This window comes from Euzebyella saccharophila, from assembly GCF_014855495.1.
Classification (GTDB): domain Bacteria; phylum Bacteroidota; class Bacteroidia; order Flavobacteriales; family Flavobacteriaceae; genus Euzebyella; species Euzebyella saccharophila.
The window spans coordinates 1-2,879 of record NZ_JACYFJ010000017.1 but is presented as its reverse complement, the minus strand read 5'-3'; the positions used below and the strand labels follow the sequence as shown (position 1 = coordinate 2,879).

Sequence of the window (2,879 nt, the reverse complement as noted above, 5' to 3'; positions counted from 1 at the left end):
TTGAAAGAACACTTGTAGGGTTGCCCAAAAATCTAGATTGCCCAGTCGTCCTAAAAATAAAAAGCCCCTAAAAAGGGCTTAAAAGAGGTCTCTTTTTTGCTGTTCAAGGGCTTGCGCAACGGTTACCGTTGTTGCCCACAGTTATTTTTTATTCAGTGACTGTTTGTAAAGAAAATCAGCAACCTTATAGATAGCATAATTTTTTTCTTTTGAAACATCAGAATATAAATCTCCATTGGTTAGTTCATTAATCAACTTACCCAATTCTAAAGAGTTACTTTTAATAATTAATCCGTTAAAATTTATAATCCAAGGTGTATATAAATAATTTGGTTTATCGTCTGAATTTTCAATGGTCAAGACTTCTCCGTTTTTAAAATCAATTGTCATTTTTCTCCAAACAGTTGTTGTACTCCAATTTCCATATCCAGTATTAAATACTTGGTTAATGACAACATCTGGAATCGAATCAAATCTGTCAGCTACATTTTTGTAAAAATTAAAATCTGTGTTTTCACCTGGAAAAGTGTAATCTTTGTCGTAGTCAAAACGGTCGTAACCTTTTTTCTTTATTTTCTGTTCTTCTTTATCAATGAAATCTTTGAAGTTGTCTAAATCTTTTTTTGTAATTTCTAAATCGTTTACAGTTAGTTTTTTAAATCGAGAATTATCAATTTCGTTAACTATATCATTTAATAATTGAGGATTTATTTCTTTATCCATTTTGGATAAAAATCGTTTGCCTTTTTTATAGAGTTTAAATGAATTGTTTTTTAATCTATACTCTCGGAATTGCCTATCGCTATGAAAACAACCTTGACTTCCTATTTCGATAGAAAACTTATTTATATTATTTACCGTTAAATTAAATAGTGATTTTGGAAGTTCGTATTGAGAAATTTTTTGTTCATCAATATTTACCACAAACCTTTTGTTTAAATAATTGTCTGCAATTACAATCTGGTCTTTGAAAATAACTGCATTTGAAACATTGATAAGTGATTCCATAAATCGATACCATTTAGTTCTCTTTTTATCAAATCTTAAAATAGCATTTCTATCAAAGCCAATTTCTTCTCCTTTATAATTTACCTTTAAGTAAGGTTCTCTGATTGGCACTTCATTTGTCATAAGCTTTGAAACTATAAAATCGCTCTTGTTGATTTTATAAATTTCTCCGTAAGTAAAAACGAAAAGACTTTTGTTTTTTGTGTTGATAGCTGAAGGTGTACTACTCAATTTTTTATCCGATTTCCAAACAGAAACGAATTCTGAATTCCTTAATTCAATTTTTAAATCCTTTTCAATTAAATAAATAGATTCATCAGATGTGGTTTCAAAGTCAGATATATTTGGTAATTCTATCCAGTTAATATTATCGCTTTTTGTATAGAAGATGTTCCCTTGCTGATTGATAATATAATAATCACCAAAAATTCTTATTTTTCTTATGTCAGGTCTATGTTCTTTAGAAAGCCTTTTATATTTTTTTTGGTCTAATGGTGTCGGTAATCTCTCCCAAGTTTCACAATTGTCAGTGGTCTTGTAAAGGACATTCCAAAAAGAACCGAACAATCCTGTTTTTTCGTCTTTGGCAAAATGAATTGTATTAAATCTTAATGCGTTTTCATTTCCCGCTTTATCAAAACTTTTCCAAGTTTCCCCTTTATTATCAGTATAGTAAATAAGTTGAGAATTTCCACTCATCCAAGCTTTTCCATTCTCATTTATGTAAAAAGCATCAATCCAACTGCTTTTACCAAATTTTACTTTATTCCAAGTTGTTCCTTTATCAGTTGAACGAAAAATAAAGTCTTGTTTTCCACCTTCTTGTATAAATCCAGAAATCATTAGGGTGTTTTCATCGAAAAAATTCACTCTTTCAAATGTTTTTCCTGAACTTATGTCATAAGGGTCAAAAGAACCAAATGGACCTATATGCCAAAGCTCACCAATCTTATTAGTATAATATGTGTTGCCTGCTTTGGTAGCAATCCAAATCCTTTCAGAAGGTGAAACTCCTATTTCTGAAACTCCTCCACTAATAGGTAAATTAGCTAAATATGCATCCTGACTAAATGTCGAAAAGGGTAAAAAAAGTAATAGTAATAAAAATAAATTTTTCATCGGTTAATTCGTTTGCACGAAACTAATTCTGTTTATTCAGTTTAAATAATCAGATTGAGCGAACTATACTTTTCAGTTAGTTAACTATTCAGTTTATTGGTGTTACGGATTTTTGTCATAATTGTGGGCAACGCAGGGCTATGTGTAGTCGTGCGTTTGGATTTTTATTTGTGGTACCGAAAGGTACGTAAAAAAGAAAAATACAAGGGAGCACACCAGATTGCATATAGCGGTTGATATGCACAGTTATCCTCGATGGCGCCTAAAGGTGATAGAATCGATGGTCCCTCATCCTACGGCCATTGCAATCTGACATAGCCCTGCGATGATGCACAAATCCCAAAGTGCGGGAATTGGAGCGTAGCGACAATGTAGCGATTTGGGTTCACCTTTAGGTGAATTGTGCATCATCGGTCTCGACTATGAGTAGTTGCGTGGTTTAGCAATTAACTTTGCAAGTTCGGACCGAACTGAAAATCCGCGAGGATTTTCAGAAGTAGGCGAGAACAAGCAATTACTTATAGCCATTGTGCCTGTTGCACAAGTTAAGAAAAAAACGGTCTTGATCATTGCCGTTCGGTAGATCGATCGTAACTTTAGGTATGCAGGGAAAAAAGGATTACCAGGAAAAACTGTTCGCACATTTCCAGTTGAGCGAGCGTATACCCGAGAACAATTTCTACAGGCGTTTGAAAGGGGCTTTGGACCTTGACTTTCTCTACCCTTTGACCAAGGGGTATTATGGCGAAAGC

At 33.0% G+C, this 2,879-nt stretch carries 1 protein-coding gene; it reads right to left on the bottom strand.

Going from position 1 to position 2,879, the window contains the following annotated elements; genetic code table 11:
* Window positions 1-141: 141 nt before the first annotated feature.
* Window positions 142-2,127: a WD40/YVTN/BNR-like repeat-containing protein gene (locus tag IL355_RS19140; protein WP_192463703.1), complete on the bottom strand. Its 1,986-nt coding sequence runs from the start codon at window positions 2,125-2,127 to the stop codon at window positions 142-144.
* Window positions 2,128-2,879: the final 752 nt, after the last annotated feature.